The organism is Catellatospora sp. KI3 (assembly GCF_029948125.1).
Classification (GTDB): Bacteria; Actinomycetota; Actinomycetes; order Mycobacteriales; family Micromonosporaceae; genus Catellatospora.
Genome location: NZ_JASAMB010000017.1, coordinates 107988 through 123391, shown reverse-complemented (window position 1 = coordinate 123391; position 15404 = coordinate 107988). Strand labels below are relative to the sequence as shown.

The window sequence follows — 15404 nt, the reverse complement described above, 5'->3', positions numbered from 1 at the left end:
AAGGGCCCCTTCTTAACCCTCCGGCCCGAGTGGGCTTCGCGGCGTCCACCGCGTCCAGCGTCCGGTTCGGCGTGGTCAGCGGCCGTCGGCGCCAGGGCAAGACCTTCCTGCTCGACGCCCTGACCCGCGCCACCGGCGGCTTCTACTTCGCGGCCGGCGAGGACACCGAACTGGAGTCGCTACTGCACGAAAGCACGCCATGATTCGCGCAGTTTCCCCGAAACTGCGCGGACGGCCCGCGCGGGGGTCAGGGGCGGCGGAGGTCCTCGTAGACGGCGAGGAGGCGGTCCATCACCACGGACGGGTGGAAGGTCTGCTCGTAGCGGCGGCGGGCCGCCTCGGTCAGGGACGGGGCGAGCTTGACCGCGTCGGGCAGGGCGGCGGCCCAGTCGTCGACCGTGGGCGCCACCGCGACCCCGGCGTCGCCGATCAGGTACGGGATGCCGCCGAGCGCGCTGCCGATCACGGCCCGCCCGCTGGCCAGCGCCTCGATGATGACCGTCGGAAGGACGTCGTGCCAGGTCGAGGGGGCGGCGAACAGGGCCGAGGCGCGGAACGCGGCGCGTACCCCCTCGCGGTCCTGGGGTCCGAGGAACACGACGTCGCCGCGCTCGGCCGCGGCCTGCTCGGCCAGGGTGCGCAGCTCGCCGTCGCCGACGATGCGCAGCGTGCCCAGCGAGCCGTCCGGGTGCCGCCGCCAGGCGTCCAGCAGCAGGCCGAGGCCCTTCTCCGGGGTGAGCCGGCCGACGAACAGCACGCCCTCCCCCGGCGGCGTCGGGCGGCCCGGGTCGTCGACGCCGTTCGGCTTGACCACGATGTGCTCGTCCGGGATGCCGTAGTCGCGCAGGTGGTCGGCGATGTTGTCGGTGAGCGCGATGTACCGGTCGACCGAACGCCAGGTCGGGCGGTGCACCGCCAGCGCCGTCGCCATGATCACGCTCTGCGCGGCGGAGTCGCGGTAGCAGCGGTGCTTGATCGCGGGCAGCGCGAACGCCTTGCCCCGGCACTCGTAGCAGGCCTTGCCGTCGCGGAAGTACAGGCCGGGCGCGCACACCTGGCGGAAGTTGTGCACGGTCTGCACCACGGGGACGCCGTGCGCGTGCGCGGTGCGCACCACCCAGGGCGACAGCAGCGGGTACGGGTTGTGCAGGTGCAGCACGTCGGGCCGCTCGGCCTGCAGCAGCCGGGCGAGGTCTCGCTGGGCGCCCGGCGCCCAGATCGGCGACAGCGGCAGCAGCGCCTTGCTCGCGGCGGGCAGCGACGGGATGTCGTCGGAGCTGCGCAGGAACGGCAGCACGGTCACCCCGGCCGCGGTGAGCTGCGCCATCTCCTGATCGACGATGACGTTCTCACCCGAGGGCAGCTCGGAGCGGTACCGGTTGTGCGCGACGACGACTTTCAACGCCATGGGTGAACGGTAGCGTTACGGTCGTGCCGGAGTTGCCTGAGGTGGAGGCCCTCGCCGCGTATCTGCGCGAGCGGGCCGTGGGTCAGCGCGTCGAGCGGGTCGACGTGTCGGCGATCAGCGCCCTGAAGACGTTCGACCCGCCCCTGTCGGCCCTGCACGGGCGCACCCTCACCGGCGCGGCCCGGCACGGCAAGTTCCTGGACCTCCAGGCCGGCGAGCTGCACCTGGTGGTGCACCTGGCCCGCGCGGGCTGGCTGCACTACCGCGACGAGCTGCCCGACACGCTGCTGAAGCCGGGCAAGGGCCCGATCGCGCTGCGGGTGCGGCTGGGCGACGGGTCGGGCTTCGACCTGACCGAGGCCGGTACGCAGAAGAAGCTCGCCGCGTACCTGGTGACCGACGTGGCGCAGGTGCCCGGCGTGGCGCGGCTGGGCCCGGACGCGCTCAGCCTGGACCTGGCCGGGCTCGCCGACGTGCTCAAGGGCCGCAACTCGCAGATCAAGGGCGTGCTGCGCGACCAGCAGGTCCTGGCGGGCGTCGGCAACGCGTACTCCGACGAGATCCTGCACACCGCGAAGCTGTCGCCGTTCGCGCGGGCCGACAAGCTGACCCCGGCGCAGCTGGAAGCGCTGCACGCGGCGATGCAGCAGGTGCTGACCGAGGCGGTCACCAAGTCGGTCGGCCAGCGGGCGGCGACCCTGAAGGCGGAGAAGCGGGCAGGGCTGCGGGTGCACGGGCGGGCGGGGCAGAAATGCCCGGTCTGCGGCGACCTGATCAGGGAAGTCTCGTTCGCGGACTCGAGTCTGCAGTACTGCCCGACGTGCCAGACCGGCGGAAAGCCGCTCGCGGACCGGAGACTTTCCAAGCTCTTGCGCTAGTGTCACCGAGAGCCGACTTCGTATAGTGTCCCGGTCCTGGGGTGTTCGGATGCATCTGCACACGGTGTCACCGTGCCCCCCGGACAAACCATGCGAGACTGAACGTTGTGGGCGAACCCCGTCCTGCCGCACGTTCAACGCCGCAGGCTGCAGCACTGGCCGGTTCCGCCGGGCAGGAACGTGACGCACGGGAGGACCCAGGTGAGGTGACGACGAGCCTGAAGCACCCGAGCAGGGCGTCCACTAGGTCGAACGTCCCGGACTACGTGGCCGACCGCTACGAACTCCCCCCGACCCCCAAGACCAACGGTGTGGCCCGCACCGCCTTCGCCCGGCCCACGGCCCGGCGCGCCAGATGGCACCGGCCATACATCATGTGCCTGGTCTTCGGCGACTTCCTGTGCGCCGTCCTGGCCAGCTACACGGCCATCTCCTGGTTCGAGGCCCAGCGCGTCACCTCCGGCTTCGACGGGCGCACCAACTTCTTCCAGGCGGTCGCCTACCTCGCGCTGCCGGTCATGTGGCTGCTGCTGCTGTGGGCCAACGGGGCCTACGACAGACGCGTCATCGGCCTGGGCACCGACGAGTTCAAGCGGGTGTTCCGGACCACCATCGCGGTGGGCGCGACCGTGTCGTTCCTGGCGTTCGCGTTCCAGAAGGACCTGTCCCGCGGCACCGTCGGCGTCGTCGTGCTCGGCGCGATGGCGTACGTCTTCGTGCTGCGGCTGATGGCCCGGCGCGCGCTGTACATGATCCGCCGCCGCGGCCGCCTGGCCACGTACCGGATGCTGCTGGTGGGCTCGCTGCCGGAGACCCTGTTCGTATACAAGGTCGTCTCGCGCAGCCCGAAGGCCGGGCTGGTGCCGGTCGCGATCCACCTGTCCGAGCACCTGCCCGCCTCCCGGCGGGCGCAGGCTCCGGTGCCGGTGCACTACGGCCGCGACCTGGTCGACCTCGTGCACGAGCTGCGCGCCGACACCATCGCGGTGTGCGGTTCGGCCGGGGCCGAGCCAGACGAGCTGCGCCGCCTGGCCTGGCAGCTGGAGGGCACCGGCATCGACCTGGTGGTCGCGCCGCAGCTCACCGACATCGCCGGCCCGCGCGTGCACATCCGGCCGATCGAGGGCCTGCCGCTGCTGCACGTGGAGGAGCCGAAGCTCTCCGGCGTCGCCTGGCTGGCCAAGAACCTGCTGGACCGCGTCGCGGCCGCGCTCGGCCTGCTGCTGCTCACGCCGATCCTGGTAGTGATCTCGCTGGCCATCTCGCTCACCGACCGCGGCCCGGCGTTCTTCCGCCAGCTGCGGGTGGGGCACGAGGGGCGGGTGTTCAAGGTCTGGAAGTTCCGGACCATGTACACCGACGCGGAGGAGCGCAAGAGCAAGCTGGAGGCCCAGAACGAGGGCGACGGCATGCTGTTCAAGATCCGCGACGACCCCCGGGTGACGCCGGTCGGCCGGTTCCTGCGGGCCAGCTCCCTGGACGAACTGCCTCAGCTGATCAACGTGCTGAAGGGCGAGATGTCGCTGGTCGGGCCGCGTCCGCTGCCCGCCGACGACGGCGACTACCTCGGCGACGTGCGGCGGCGGCTGCTGGTGCGCCCGGGCATGACCGGCCTGTGGCAGGTCTCCGGCCGCTCCGACCTCAGCTGGGACGAGGCGGTCCGCCTCGACCTCTACTACGTCGACAACTGGTCCCTGGCCTACGACCTGTCCATCCTGTGGCGCACGGTCGGCGTCGTCCTCAAGCGCAAGGGCGCTTACTGATCCTTTGAGAAGTCGAACAGCCGGACACTCCGAGGGGTGTTCGGCTGTTCGACTTCTGCCCGGCTCTCAGCCGAAGACCTCGGCCAGGTTCAGCTCGAACGGGAACGGGTCGCTCCCGCGCAGGACGCCCGAGTGCTTCTGCTCGGTCAGGTAGCCCATCGGCCCCGGCTGCGTCAGCACCAGTACCTCCTGGGTGCGAACGTCGACGATCCAGTACTGCGGGACACCGGCCACGGCGTAGCCGTAGCGCTTGAGGACGAGGTCGTTGCCGGGGTTACTGGGGGACACCACCTCGATGACGAGCTTCGCCTCAGTCGGCGGCAGCGCGGGCAGCGAGCTCTCCAACAGCCCGCCTGAGAACACGGACAGATCAGGAATGAAGTACGACGTACCGTCTCGACGCAGCACGCCTACGTTCTCGCATATCACCAGCTCATCCGTCGCCTGACGTTCAAGCTGCCGGCGCAGCCGGTACACGACGTTGGCGTGCGGCATCGGGGGTGGTGGGGTCACGATCAGGCTCCCGTCGAAGATCTCGTACCGGTAGCCGTCGTCGGGAGTGTCGAGGAGGTCCTCGAACTGCCAGGCGCGCAGCGGCTGGGGCCGGAGCAGTGGATGGGTCATCGTTGTCACCCCGGATACCTATCGAAGCCGTCTGACATCTCCAGGGTGCCTCATCCACAGGCCGTTAAGAAGGTGCCCTTCCCCTACGGAAAGCGATAAGAAGGGGCCCTTCCTTGCCTCGCGCACAAGTTCTTCACATCGGGGGCTGAGGGTCTGCACAGGTGACGGCTACAGTCCCGTGACATGAACGAGCGTCGCGTCCTGGTAGTCGAGGACGACCCCACCATCGCCGGGTCGGTGATCGCCCGGCTGCGGGCCGAAGGGTTCGCCGTCGACCACGCGGGCACCGGCCCGGCCGCGGTCGAGGCGGCGGCGCGGCTGCGGCCCGACCTGGTGGTGCTCGATCTGATGCTGCCCGGCTTCGACGGGCTGGAGGTGTGCCGGCGCATCCACGCCCAGCGCCCGGTGCCGGTGCTGATGCTGACCGCCCGCGACGACGAGAACGACCTGCTGGTCGGGCTGGCGGTGGGCGCCGACGACTACCTGACCAAGCCGTTCTCGCTGCGGGTGCTGGCGGCGCGGGTGCACGCGCTGCTGCGCCGCAGCGAGCGCACCACCGCCCCCGAGGCGCCGATCAGGCTCGGCCCGCTGGAGATCAACCGCACCGAGCGCCGGGTCCGCCGCGACGGCGTCGAGGCCCACCTCACCCCGACCGAGTACGACCTGCTGGTGTACCTGGCCGAGCGGCACCGGGCGGTGCTGCCCCGCGAGCGGCTGCTGGCCGAGATCTGGGGCTGGGCCGAGGGCTTCGGGACCCGTACCGTCGATTCACACATCAAGGCCCTGCGGCGCAAGATCGGTGCGGACCTGATCCGGACCGTGCACGGCGTCGGGTACGCGCTGGAAGCCGAGCACGGATGATCGAGCGGATCCTCGACTGGCTGACCAAGCCGATGTACTGGCTGCTCGGCCCGCTGATCGTGTTCTCCAACCGGGCGCTGGACCGGCTGCCCCGGCCGCTGGACCCGTTCCGCTCGATCAAGCTGAAGCTCGGCATCCTGCTGGGCATCTCCGGCGCGACCGGCCTGAGCGTCTTCTACTTCTCGCTGGGCGGCATCCCGTGGCGCACCGCGATCTCGGCGGCGATGGTCGGGGTGATCACGCTGCAGGTGCTCGCGCACGGGATGACCAAGCCGCTGCGCGAGATGACGGCCGCGGCCAGGTCGATGGCGCGCGGCGACTACAGCCGCCGGGTGCGCGCCACCAGCCGCGACGAGGTCGGCACGCTGGCCCGTGCGTTCAACCTGATGGCCGCCGACCTGGCCGCCAACGACCAGCAGCGGCGCGAGCTGATCGCGAACGTGTCGCATGAGCTGCGTACGCCGATCACCGCCCTGCAGGGCGTGCTGGAGAACATGGTCGACGGGGTGAGCACCGCCGACCCGGCCACGCTGCGTACCGCGCTGGCGCAGACGCAGCGGCTCAGCCGCCTGGTCACCGAGCTGCTCGACCTGTCGAAGGTCGACGCGGGCGCGGCGGCGCTGCAGCGGGTGCCGGTGCCGGTCGCCGAGTTCCTGGCCACGGTGGTGGAGGAGGCGGGGCTGAACTCGCCGAAGACCCGGTTCCGGCTGGACGGCGTGGTGGCGCACACGATCAGCGCCGACCCGGCCCGGCTGCACCAGGTGTTCGCGAACCTGCTGGAGAACGCCGCCCGGCACAGCCCTCCGTGGGGCCTGGTCACCGTCAGCGCCCGGCCCGAGGGCGCGACCACCGTCTTCGAAGTGCTCGACCAGGGGATCGGTATCGCACCGGCCCACCGGGAGCGGGTCTTCGAGCGTTTCACCACCAAGGTGTCCCGGCCCGGGGCGATGTCCCCGGCCGCCGACACCGACCGGCGCGGGTCCCGGCCCGCCCAGACCGCCCGCAGCGACGGTGGCACCGGCCTCGGCCTGGCCATCGCCCGCTGGGCGGTCGAGCTGCACCACGGCACCATCGCGATCGTCGACCCCCCGGCGGGCGTCGGCTGCCGCGTACGCATCACCCTTCCCCACGGTCAGCGGTGAGCCGCCGGTGAGCGGCCCCCCGGCCGCCCACCGCGTCGATCCCCGGTCCGTCCGTCGTTCCGCAGCGCAAGCCAGCCGAGCCTGGAGGCCATGATGTCCACCCCCAACGAAGACAGCTCCCCACCGCCGTCCGCGTCGGCGGAGCCTGCCGCGGCGGCGACCCCGGCTGCGGAGACCTCGCCGACGACGAGCCCCGCGGCGGAGAACCCGGCGGCTGAGGCGAGCGCCTGGACCGCCCCGGACGGCCCGGCGGCCGCCGACTCCTCGGCGGCGACGCCCCCGGCCGCCGGCGACACTGCCGCCGCGGCGACGACCCCGGCCACGGTGCCGGCCGCGCCCGCCGCGACGGTGCCGCAGCAGCAGTATCCGGCGGACATGACGCGGTTCAGCCCGCTGCCCCCGCCGCCGCCGGGGTTCATCGAGTCCCGCTGGAAGGGGCCCGACTACGCGGGCGGCCCGGCGGCCTGGATCGCCGCCCTGATCGGCGGCCTGGCCACGGCGATCATGCTGCCGCTGAGCCGGCCGGGTCTGGGCTGGCTGCTCGTCGGCCTGGTGATAGCCGGCGCGGTCGTGCACGCGGCCCGCTTCGGTGTGAAGCCGGACAGCAGGCTGGAGCGCCTCGCCCGGATCGGCTGGGGCGTCGTCGCGATCGCGCTGCTGGCGGTGGGCACGTTCCGCGCCGCGGAGTGGCTGTTCGTGTTCTGCGCGCTGGGCGCGGTGGCCTGCGGCTCGCTCGCGGTGGCGGGCGGCCGGTCGGTGCGCGCGGTGCTGTTCGGTGGGATCGCGGTCCCGATCGCGGCGCTGCGGGCGATCCCGTGGCTCGGCCGCGGCCTGGCCAACTGGCACCGGGCGCGGGAGAGGGGCGGCACGTTCGGCCGGATCGCGCTGTCGCTGCTGGTCACCGTGGTGCTGCTGGTGGTCTTCGGCGCGCTGTTCGCCTCGGCGGACGCCTCGTTCGCGAAGCTGCTCGGCGACCTGCTGCCGGAGCTCAACGGCCGTACCATCGCCCGCGGGCTGATCTACACCACGATCGGCGGCCTGGTCACGGCCGGTGCGATCTTCACCGTGCTGGCGCCGCCGGACCTGTCCGGCATGGAGCGGCAGTCGACCCGCCGGATCGGGCGGATCGAGCTCGCGCTGCCACTGGGCGGCCTGGTGCTGCTGTTCACCGCGTTCGTGGCGCTGCAGGTGCGCAACTTCTTCGGCGACGCCGAGTACATCAAGCAGACCACCGGCCTGACCTACTCGCAGTACGCGGTGCGCGGCTTCGGCCAGCTGCTGGTGGTGACGCTGCTGACGCTGGTTGTCATCGGGCTGGTGTCGCGGTGGGCGCCGAAGGAGACCAGCTCCGACCGGACGCTGCTGCGCTCGCTGCTCGGCCTGCTGGTCGTGCTGAGCATGGTGATCGTCGGCTCGGCGGTGTGGCGCATGTGGCTGTACCAGAACACCTACGGCTGGACCCGCGAGCGGCTGTTCTTCGGCTCGGTCGAGCTGTACCTCGGCGGGGTGTTCGTGCTGGTGGCGCTGGCCGGCTGGAAGCTGCGGGCGACCTGGTTCCCCCGCGCGGCCGTGGCCGGGTTCGCGGCGCTGCTGCTGGGCCTGGCCGTGGCCAACCCGGAGCACTTCATCGCCGAGCAGAACGTCGAGCGGGTCCAGAAGATCGACTTCTGGTACCTGCGGGCGCTCGGCCCGGACGCGGCCCCGGCCCTGGAGAAGCTGGAGGAGCCGTACCGCAGCTGCGCCCTGAGCTGGATGGACCGGGAGCTGCGGGACAACCCGGAGACCTGGTACTCCTGGAACCTCAGCCGGGCCCAGGCGCGGGACCTGCTGGCCGGTGTCCAGCCGCGGCCGACCGTCAAGACGTGCGCGGTCGCGGACCGGCAGAACGAGTCCGCGCGGGACTGACCGGTCACTGCGTAAGGCGGCATCGGCGCAGAACTCTGCCCCTGTGGACGGGCGTCTACAGTCGGTCGGGTGACAGCCGATGCCGCCTTCGCCCTTCAGGGGCTCGTGAAGAAGTTCGACACCAAGCTCGCTGTGGACGGCGTGGACCTGGCCGTCCCGGCGGGCTCTTTCTTCGGCCTGCTCGGGCCGAACGGCGCGGGCAAGACCACCACCCTGTCGATGGCGGTCGGCCTGCTGCGGCCCGACGCGGGCCGGGCGCTGGTGCTCGGCCATGACGTGTGGGCCGACCCGGTGCGGGCCAAGGCGCTGGTCGGCGTGATGCCCGACGGCGTACGGCTGTTCGACCGGCTCGACGGCACCGAGCTGCTGACCTACCACGGCCTGCTGCGCGGGCTGGCGCCCGACGTGATCGACCAGCGCGTCACCGAGCTGCTGGACGTGCTCGCCCTGGCCGACGCGGGCCGCACCCTGGTCATCGACTACTCGGCCGGTATGAAGAAGAAGATCGCGCTGGCCTGCGCCCTGCTGCACGCGCCCCGGCTGCTGGTGCTGGACGAACCGTTCGAGGCGGTCGACCCGGTCAGCGGCGCGACCATCCGCGACATCCTGACCCGCTACGTCGCTGGCGGCGGCACGGTGATCTTCTCCAGTCACGTGCTGGAGGTGGTGGAGCGGCTGTGCAGCCACGTGGCGGTGATGGCCGCGGGCCGCATCCGCACCGTGGGCACGCTCGACGAGGTGCGCGGCGAGCGCACGCTCGAGGAGGCCTTCGTCGAGATCGTCGGCGGGCGTACGGCGACCGGCTCGGAGCTGTCATGGCTCTGACCTTCGCCAAGCTCAAGCTGCGTACGCTGCGCAACGGCTTCCGCGGCCGACCCGCGAAGATCCTCATGTTCGTGCTCGGCCTGCTCGGTGCCCTGTTCTACGGCGCGCTGGCGTTCCTGCTGTTCCTGGCCGCGATGACGGCCGGGCACGACGGCCTGGCGCTGGCGCCCGCGTACGGCGGGACGCTGCTGGCGCTGGCCTGGCTGCTCATGCCGCTGGTGTGGTTCGGCGTCGACGAGACCCTGGACCCGGCCCGGTTCGCGCTGCTGCCGATCCCGAAGCTGGTGCTGCTGCGCGGGCTGCTGGTCGGCGCGCTCATCGGCGTGCCCGCCGCCGCGACGCTGCTGGCCACCTCCGGCCTGGCGGTCGGCGCGGCGATCGAGGGCGGCCCGGCGGCCGGTGCGGTCGGTGCCGTCGGCGTGCTGCTCGGGCTGGTGCTGTGCGTGCTGATGAGCCGCGCGGTGACCAGCGGCTTCGCCCGGGCCCTGCGTGCCCGGCGCACCCGTGACCTGGCTGCGGTGGTGCTGGCCGTGCTGGCCGCCTCGCTCGGCCCGATCCAGTACGCGATCAACTCCGGGGCCCAGTCCGTCGGCATGGACCGCCTGGAGTCGATCGCGCGGGTGCTCGGCTGGACGCCCTTCGGCGCGCCGTACGTGGTCGGCCAGGACGCGGTGGCGGGCGACTGGGCCGCGGTCGCGGGGCGGCTGGCGCTGACGGCCGCCGTGATCGTGCTGCTGGCGTGGTGGTGGAGCACGTCGCTGGAGTCGGCCATGGTCGGTTCGGCCGGCGACGGCGGCGGCAGCGGCACCGGTCCGGCACGCGCGGGCAGCCCGACGGCCAGGTTCTTCCGGCGCAGCCGCGCACCGCGCACCGCGTACGGCGCGATGCTGGTGCGGGAACTGCGGTACTGGCTGCGCGACGCGCGCCGCCGGGCCAGCCTGATCACCTTCGCGGTGGTCGGCATCTTCCTGCCGGTGATGCTCAACGTCGGCCCCGCCGCCGGAGACAAGCAGCTGCCGATGGCCGTGCAGCTGCTGACCATGGTCGGCGTCGGCACGCTCGCCTCCGTCGGCATCGCCAACCAGTTCGGGTACGACGGCAGCGCGTACGCGGCGCAGGTGGTCGCCGGCATCCCGGGGCGGCTGGAGCTGCGCGCGCGGGCCATGGCGTATTCGTGGCTGGTGCTGCCGGTGCTGCTCAGCGTCGTCGCGCTGACGGTGGTGCTGCGCGGGCACCCGGCCGAGCTGCCCGCGGTGCTCGGGGTGCCGCTGGCCGCGTACGGCACCGGCCTGGCCTGCTGCCTGCACCTGTCGGTGTGGGGCGCCTACGCGCTGCCGGAGACGCAGAACCCGTTCGCCATCAACACCGGCACCGGCGTGGCCAAGAGCCTGCTCGCCATGGCCGCGATGATCGCCGGTCCGGTGCTGGCCGCGCCGGTGTTCCTGCTGGCGGCGTTCGGCGGCCCGGTCGGCTCGGCGCTGGCGCTGCCCGTCGGGCTGGCGTACGGCCTGGGCGCGGCCTGGCTCGGTGCGCTCACCGCCGGTGACGCCCTGGACCGGCGGCAGCCGGAGCTGCTCGCCATGGTGACCCCGAAACGGTGACCGACCGTGCAGCGGTGACTGACGGTAAGTGGTGGATGAGCGAAGCTCTGTCGGGCAGTTGACTTTAGATTCTTCGGAATGTGTCTGAGCACACCGAATAATCGGTGGAACTGATGGGGACGATGCGATGTAATAGTCGGCATGAGCATCATGGACAAGATGCGGAAGACCCGCAGCGCCGAGCAGATCCACCTCGAGCGCGCCCACCGCGAGCGTGCGCAGCGCAGCCGCGCCGCCGGTGCGATGCGCGACCCCATCACCAGCGTCTTCATGCGCTGAGCGACTTTCTCCTCCTCCAAAACCGTTGCAGCCCCGCCGGCCCCGAGCCGCGCGGGGCTGCAGCGCGTTCGGGGCCCGTCCATACCGGTAGCGGGCGATCGGCCATAGGGACCGGTCACATCGGCGGCGGGGCCACCCGTATTCCGGTCGGGCGGCGGGACCGGTACGGTGGGCACGGCCGCCACCCCTCGGCCGCGTGACGCTGCGCAACTCCCGCGCTGTCGCCTGGAGGGGTGGCATCGGAGAGGGAGGCGTGCGCATATGACGTCCGAGGGATCGCAGCAGTCCGGCTGGCCGCCGGCTGACGCGAACGAACGGCAGGGTGGATACGGGCTGTTCGAGGCGCCGCCGGCACCCGAGGAGTTCCCGGTCTTCACCCCGTACGGCAGCCAGGCCCAGTCGGACTTCCCGCCGGACTCGGCCGCCCCGTCCTCGTTCGCCGGATTCCCGGCCGACCCGGCCGCCTCCGCGCCCGCCGCCGAGGAGCCCCAGCCGTACGTGCCCGCCCCGGCCGTGGTCCCGATCCCCGGCGTACGCCACGAGATGTCCTCGGCGTTCGCCGCACACGAGCCGTTCGTGGCGCCCCCGGCCGAACCCGCGGAGCCGTCCTGGCAGTCCGCGCCCGCCGAGCCGCAGTGGACCCCGGCCCCGGCCGAGCCCGCGTGGCAGACCCCGCAGGCCGAGCAGCCGTCCTGGCAGACCCCGGCAGCCGAGCAGTCGTGGCAGACGCCCGCCGAGACCCCGTCCTGGCAGACCCCGGCCGAGCCCGCGTGGAACGCCGCCCCCGCCGAGCCGCAGTGGGCCCCCGCCCCGGCCGAGCCGCAGTGGACGCCCGCTCCGGCCGAGCCCGCCTGGAACGCCGCCCCCGCGGAACCGGCCTGGAACGCCGCCCCGGCCGCGCCCGCCGCCGAGCCCGCCTGGCAGGCCCCGGCCGAGCCGTCGTGGCAGACGCCGTCGGCCGACCAGTGGCAGGCCGCCGCCGCACCCGCCGAACCCGCGTGGAACGCCGCGCCCGCCGAGCGGCCGTGGAGCGCGCCGCCGGCCGAGCCCGCCCGCGCCGAGCAGCAGTGGCCCGACTACTCCGACTTCTCGCAGCCCGAGCCGAGCGCCGTCGCGCAGCCCGAGCCGGCGGCACCGGAGCCGACGGGCTCGGCCTCGTGGGCCGCGTTCGCGGCCGGGGACAGCCCGAAGCCCGCCGCGCCGAGCGGCCCGTGGACCCCGCCGCCCGCGGTCGCCGCGCTGATGGACCCCGAGCCCGCGTACGAGGCCCGCCCGGCGAGCACCCCGCCCGCGTACGAGGCCCGCCCCGCCAGCACCCCGCCCGCCTACGAGTCGCGGCCAGCCAGTGCTCCGCCGTCGTACGAGGCCCGTCCGGCGAGCACCCCGCCCGCGTACTCGACGCCGGTGAGCACCCCGCCCGCCGCGTCCACTCCGGTCAGCACGCCGCCGGCGGCCGCCATCCCGGTCACGCCGCCCCCGTCGGTGGCCCGGGCCAGCGTCGGCACGGCCAGCGTCGGCTCCGCGAGTGTCGGCTCCGCGAGTGTCGGCTCCGCGAGTGTCGGTTCGGCCGGCGTCGGTTCGGCCAGCGTGGGGACCGCGAGCGCCGCGGTGCCCGTGAGCAGCCGCATCGCGCCCGAGGAGAACGTGTCGCTGCCCAAGCCGCCGCCGCGCGTGTACGGCTCGGCTTCGGTGACGCCGCCCGTCGAGGCCGAACCGGCTCCGGCTCCGGCCGCAGCACCCCCGACCGCGGCCGCCCCGGTGCCGCCACAGGCCGCGAGCGGTGCCGCCGCCGTGCCCGCGCAGGGCGCCGCCCGGGCCACCGCCCGCGCGTCGGTCTCCGCCCCCCAGGTCGCCCCGGCCGAGCCGCACGCGGCACCGCCGATCGCGCGCTCCTCCACCGTCTACGGCGCCCGTCCGGCGCAGCCCGCCGAGCAGGCGCCGCCCGTGCAGACCGCGCCGCAGTCGCCGCCGCCGCCCGCCCCGGTGCCGCCGCAGGCCGCTGAGGCCGCGCCGGTCGCACCGGCCCGCGGCGGACGTCAGCCCGCCTACGGCGACCTGCTGCAGCCGCCGGTGGCCGCGCCGCCCGCGCCGCCGCCGGGTCCGCAGTACTACCCCGGTGGTCCGGCCCCCGCCCAGACGTCCGCGCCGGTCGCCCAGGCCAAGCCGCAGCAGCAGTGGCCGCAGCCCAGCAACCAGGGCCCGGTCGGCCTGGTGCCCGGGCAGCGCCCGCCGGTGGACTCGCCGCCGCCGCCCGGTGGCGACCAGGCCAAGTTCGACAAGTTCAAGCCGGACGAGACCGGGGCGATCGAGCCGAAGCCGGTGCGCAGCGGCCGACTGATCATCGGTGTCGTCATCGGCTGCGTACTGCTGCTGACTGTCGCGTTCGGGCTGCTCATCGGCGTACAGAAGCTGATGTCGGACGACGGCTCGGACACCTTCGGCGTCGGCGACTGCCTCAAGCAGAGCGGCAACGCCGCGGTCGCCGCCGCGTGCGGGGACGAGGGCGCGTTCTCGGTGGTGTCGGTGACCGACGCCGTCGACCAGTGCCCCGACAAGCAGCAGCCGCACGTGACCGTGGGTAGCAAGGTCCTCTGCCTCGCACCCGGCACGGCGGGCACCGGCACCGCGCCCTCCGCCGCCCCGTCGACGGAGCCCACGCCCTAGTCACAGCACTGCTTCGTAAGCACCGAAACGGCCCAGTGATCCTGACCACTGGGCCGTTTTTATCGGTCGCGCAACGTCACACCGGGCGACCAGACTGGCCCCATGTTGCGCGATGCCCTGCCAGCCCGCCCGGAGGCCCGGCGCCAGCTCGTCGGCACCCTCTTCTCCTCGCTCGGCCGAGGGCTGACGCTGCCGTTCCTCTACATCTACCTGACCGAGGTACGGCACCTGCCCGGCGCCACCGCCGGCCTTGCCATCGGCTGGTTCGGACTGCTCACCCTGCTGCTGGCGCCGCTGGGCGGCACCCTGATCGACCGGTACGGCGCCCGCCGCGTGGTGCTGCCCGCGCTGGCCCTGTCCTCCCTCGGCTCCGGTTCGCTGGCCCTGGTCGGCACCGTCTGGCAGGCATTCGCCTCGCTTACGGTGTGCGGCCTCGGCGGCGCCGCCATCTGGGCCGGACAGAACACGATCATGACCACGCTGACCGGCGACCAGGAGCGCCAGCGGGTCTTCGGGCTGCAGTTCGCGCTGCTCAACCTGGGCATCGGCATCGGCTCGGCGGTGGCCGGCACGGTCGTGGACGTGACCCGGCCGGGCACGTTCCAGTTCATCTACGTCGCCGACATGCTCTGCTACGCGGGCCCGTTCCTGATCCTGCTGACCATGCCCAAGGTCGGGCGGCGCCTGGTCGCGACCGAACGCGCGGCCACGGGGCCCAAGGAGCGCCGGGGGTACGCCGAAGTGCTGCGGCACCGCCCGTTCCGCCGCCTGATGCTGTTCAGCGTGCTGCTGACGGTCTCCGGATACGCGCAGCTGGAGGTGGGCTTCACCGGCTTCGCGACCAAGGTCGCCGGGGCCAGTACGCAGATCGTCGGCTACTCGTTCACCGCCAACACCATCGTGATCGTGGTGGCCCAGCTGCTGGTCATCCGGCTGCTGCAGGGCCGCAGCCGGACCCGGGCGCTGATGACCGTCGGCGCCCTGTTCGCCACCGCCTGGCTGGTCCTCGGCATCGCCGGGTACGTCGACGGCCGCAGCACCGTCGTCAGCGCCGTCGGTGTGATCGCGTTCGGCGGCATCTTCGCCCTCGGCGAGACGCTCCTGTCACCGATCAACCCGGCCCTGGTCAACGAGCTGGCCAGCGACGAACTGCGCGGGCGCTACAACGCGCTGTCGTCGATGGTGTGGGGTGTCTCGGCCGTCATCGCCCCGGTCAGCGCCGGACCGCTGCTGGCGGCTGGGCTGGGCGGGCTGTGGATCATTCTGGTCGCGACCGGCTGCCTGGCCGCCTCCGCCGTCGCCTACTCCCTCCGCACCCTCATCACCCCCGCCCAGGACGGCCTCCCCACCCCCACCCCCGTCCCCGTCCTCTCCCCCGCCTGACGAGACTGCAGTTTCGGGGAAAGTGCTCTAATCGGGTCGCGCATTCCAGCACTTTCCCCGAAACTGCAGCC

13 protein-coding genes are annotated in these 15404 nt (G+C 73.0%); 11 read left to right on the top strand and 2 right to left on the bottom strand.

Going from position 1 to position 15404, the window contains the following annotated elements; all coding sequences use genetic code 11:
* The first annotated feature begins 29 nt into the window (after window positions 1-29).
* On the top strand, window positions 30-203 hold the full coding sequence (locus QEZ54_RS25030; RefSeq protein ID WP_281307150.1) for a hypothetical protein: 174 nt from the start codon (window positions 30-32) through the stop codon (window positions 201-203).
* 44 nt (window positions 204-247) lie between these two features.
* Here the strand turns inward: QEZ54_RS25030 and QEZ54_RS25025 are convergent, their stop codons facing one another.
* Window positions 248-1402, bottom strand: a complete 1155-nt coding sequence (locus tag QEZ54_RS25025; protein ID WP_281307222.1) for a glycosyltransferase family 4 protein — start codon at window positions 1400-1402, stop codon at window positions 248-250.
* A 29-nt stretch (window positions 1403-1431) separates the two neighbouring features.
* On the opposite strand from QEZ54_RS25025, the gene QEZ54_RS25020 reads away from it, so the two are divergent.
* Together QEZ54_RS25020 and QEZ54_RS25015 are read left to right on the top strand one after the other, a co-directional pair.
* Entirely contained in the window at window positions 1432-2286 is an 855-nt protein-coding gene (locus QEZ54_RS25020) for a DNA-formamidopyrimidine glycosylase family protein (RefSeq protein WP_281307149.1), read from the top strand.
* 218 nt (window positions 2287-2504) lie between these two features.
* Window positions 2505-4049 (top strand): sugar transferase, encoded by a 1545-nt coding sequence (locus QEZ54_RS25015; RefSeq protein ID WP_281307221.1) that lies wholly within the window; start codon window positions 2505-2507, stop codon window positions 4047-4049.
* 66 nt (window positions 4050-4115) lie between these two features.
* On the opposite strand, the gene QEZ54_RS25010 is transcribed toward QEZ54_RS25015, so the two are convergent.
* Window positions 4116-4673 (bottom strand): Uma2 family endonuclease, encoded by a 558-nt coding sequence (locus QEZ54_RS25010; RefSeq protein ID WP_281307148.1) that lies wholly within the window; start codon window positions 4671-4673, stop codon window positions 4116-4118.
* Window positions 4674-4856: 183 nt separating this feature from the next.
* On the opposite strand from QEZ54_RS25010, the gene QEZ54_RS25005 reads away from it, so the two are divergent.
* The 8 genes from QEZ54_RS25005 to QEZ54_RS24970 all read left to right on the top strand — a co-directional run bounded on the left by QEZ54_RS25005 (window position 4857) and on the right by QEZ54_RS24970 (window position 15333).
* The gene (locus tag QEZ54_RS25005) at window positions 4857-5534 is read left to right on the top strand and encodes a response regulator transcription factor (protein ID WP_281307147.1); all 678 of its coding nucleotides are present in this window, start codon (window positions 4857-4859) and stop codon (window positions 5532-5534) included.
* The gene (locus tag QEZ54_RS25000; RefSeq protein ID WP_281307146.1) at window positions 5531-6676 is read left to right on the top strand and encodes a HAMP domain-containing sensor histidine kinase; all 1146 of its coding nucleotides are present in this window, start codon (window positions 5531-5533) and stop codon (window positions 6674-6676) included. Before QEZ54_RS25005 ends, QEZ54_RS25000 begins: the two co-directional genes overlap by 4 nt.
* 93 nt (window positions 6677-6769) lie before the next feature.
* Window positions 6770-8581 (top strand): DUF4173 domain-containing protein, encoded by a 1812-nt coding sequence (locus QEZ54_RS24995; protein ID WP_281307145.1) that lies wholly within the window; start codon window positions 6770-6772, stop codon window positions 8579-8581.
* Between the two features lie 69 nt (window positions 8582-8650).
* Window positions 8651-9406 carry an ABC transporter ATP-binding protein gene (locus tag QEZ54_RS24990; protein ID WP_281307144.1) on the top strand — a complete coding sequence of 252 codons (756 nt, stop codon included), beginning with the start codon at window positions 8651-8653 and terminating at the stop codon, window positions 9404-9406.
* Window positions 9397-11007: an ABC transporter permease gene (locus tag QEZ54_RS24985; protein WP_281307143.1), complete on the top strand. Its 1611-nt coding sequence runs from the start codon at window positions 9397-9399 to the stop codon at window positions 11005-11007. The genes QEZ54_RS24990 and QEZ54_RS24985 overlap by 10 nt, the downstream gene beginning before the upstream one ends.
* A gap of 141 nt (window positions 11008-11148) precedes the next feature.
* The gene (locus tag QEZ54_RS24980; protein WP_281307142.1) at window positions 11149-11286 is read left to right on the top strand and encodes a hypothetical protein; all 138 of its coding nucleotides are present in this window, start codon (window positions 11149-11151) and stop codon (window positions 11284-11286) included.
* Between the two features lie 261 nt (window positions 11287-11547).
* Complete coding sequence (locus QEZ54_RS24975) at window positions 11548-13950, top strand: hypothetical protein (RefSeq protein ID WP_281307141.1); 2403 nt, start codon at window positions 11548-11550, stop codon at window positions 13948-13950.
* A gap of 102 nt (window positions 13951-14052) precedes the next feature.
* Window positions 14053-15333: an MFS transporter gene (locus QEZ54_RS24970; protein WP_281307140.1), complete on the top strand. Its 1281-nt coding sequence runs from the start codon at window positions 14053-14055 to the stop codon at window positions 15331-15333.
* The last annotated feature ends 71 nt before the right edge of the window (window positions 15334-15404 follow it).